Source organism: Methylobacterium sp. WL116, from assembly GCF_008039455.1.
Classification (GTDB): domain Bacteria; phylum Pseudomonadota; class Alphaproteobacteria; order Rhizobiales; family Beijerinckiaceae; genus Methylobacterium.
On sequence record NZ_VRUV01000769.1, the window covers coordinates 1 to 1,594 of the forward strand.

The following is a 1,594-nucleotide window of genomic DNA, read 5'->3' on the forward strand; positions in this document are numbered from 1 at the left end:
GCCCCGGAGCGCCGCGCCCAGCAGCGCGATCAGGTCGCGCGCCGCGAGCCGGCCAGAGGAAAAGCGCTCGGCCAGGCCGACGAGGTCACCCGCCTGCAGCGCGGCCTCGAGTTCCGCCAGGGCGCCGAGCGTCAGGCAGAGGGTGTAGCGGGTGCCGCCGAGATCGAGCGGCACCTCGCCGCGCCTGCGGTTGACCATGAAGGGGTTCTCCTGGGTGGCCTTCGACCGGAACCGGCCGAAGGCGTCCGCCGCACCGGCGGCGGCGCGCGGTCGCGCTTGCTTCCCGAGGTCGGGATGCTCGTCTTGGTGGCCTTCGACCGGAACCGGCCGAAGGCGTCCGCCGCACTGGCGGCGGCGCGCGGTCGCGCTCCCCAACCGGCGTCGGGATGCCCGTGCCGGCTCAGAGCGCGGTGAAGGCGATGGCGCCGGCCGATTCCAGGCTCATGTCGAAGGTGACCTCGCCGGCATGATTCCCGCGGTATTCCAGCGCCGTGATCTGGAACGGCCCCTCGAGGGTGCCGAAGGCGGGCACCACCACCTGGAAGGTCTCGATGACCCCGTCGAAGAACACCTGCCGCAGGCGCAGGTCGGAGGCCTCGTCGCGGAACACGCCGGAGCCCGAGATCGCGGCCCGGCGCGCGCCGGCACCGGCGAGGAGCTCGCGCCAGCGCCCGGCGGAATCGGCGTTGGTGACGTCGATGGCCTCGGCGTTGAACGCGATCTGGCGGGCGCGCAGGCCCGCCACCGCGACGAAGCCGCCGGCGCCGTTGCCGGCGCGGACCAACAGGTCCTTCCCCTTCTGAGCGGTCATGTCGGGTTCCTTTCGGTGACGGCCTGGAGCGTGAGGACGGCGCGGGCCTCGCCGGTGCGCTCGTCGCGCCGCGTGGCGATGGCCTGGACACGCAGGGTCACGAGGGCGTGGCCGGTGAGCGCCAGGGCCGGATCGGCGACGAGGAGCGACATCCGCTCGGCGGCGTCGAGCGCGGTGCGGACCGAGCCGGGCCGGGCGAAGACCACGAGCGCGTGGCTGTGCTGGTGGCGGACGGCGCCGTCGACGGAATCGTCGCGGATCTCGGCGTCGCCGAACAGGGCGTAGACCGGCTGCGCGCCGGCCGGCGGCTCGTCGTAGAGCCGGAACGTGCCCGAGCTGCGCGGCTACCTGCGCCTCGACCCGGACGACGCCACCGAGGACGACCTGCTCGCCGGCCTGATCGCGGCCGCCCGCAGCGAGGTCGAGGCCGAGACCCGGCGCATCCTCGTGCCCGGCACCTGGCGGATGGTGCTGGACCGGCTGCCCGCGGACGGGCGCGTGCCGGTGCCGCTGAGCCCCCTCGTCGCCCTGGTGCGCGCCGGGTTCTCCGCAGCGGATGGCGGCATCGCCGAATTCGCCGCGGGCTCGGCGAGCCTCGCCGCCGACCGGATCGAGGCGCCGGGCCTGCTCTTCGCCGCGATCCCCGATGCGGCCGGGCGCGCCGTGCTGGTCGATCTCGTGGCCGGATACGGCGGCGACGGGCCTCCGATCCCGCCGCCGCTGAGGCTCGCCGTGCTGCGGCGGGCCGCCGCCCGGTACGAGCACCGCGGCGACGACGCCTTC

At 75.3% G+C, this 1,594-nt stretch carries 3 protein-coding genes and 1 pseudogene; 1 reads left to right on the top strand and 3 read right to left on the bottom strand.

Translation table 11 applies throughout. From position 1 onward, the window contains the following. The 3 genes and pseudogenes from FV223_RS27155 to FV223_RS27165 all read right to left on the bottom strand — a co-directional run. Window positions 1–198 (bottom strand): gene transfer agent family protein (locus FV223_RS27155; RefSeq protein ID WP_147729807.1); only part of this gene is annotated, 198 nt, incomplete at its 3' end. A gap of 202 nt (window positions 199–400) precedes the next feature. Continuing rightward, window positions 401–811 (bottom strand): phage major tail protein, TP901-1 family, encoded by a 411-nt coding sequence (locus FV223_RS27160; RefSeq protein ID WP_147729808.1) that lies wholly within the window; start codon window positions 809–811, stop codon window positions 401–403. Continuing rightward, window positions 808–1,134: pseudogene (locus tag FV223_RS27165) on the bottom strand (DUF3168 domain-containing protein); the annotation flags it as partial. The pseudogene FV223_RS27165 and the gene FV223_RS27160, both read right to left, overlap by 4 nt. Before the next feature lie 4 nt (window positions 1,135–1,138). Between FV223_RS27165 and FV223_RS27170 the strand changes: the two are divergent. Next, on the top strand, window positions 1,139–1,594 hold a 456-nt coding region (locus FV223_RS27170; protein ID WP_147729810.1), incomplete at its 3' end, for a hypothetical protein.

Excerpts from the sequence above, each read along its gene's own strand:
- FV223_RS27160 (WP_147729808.1), bottom strand. The coding sequence starts at position 811 with ATGACCGCTCAGAAGGGGAAGGACCTGTTGGTCCGCGCCGGCAACGGC.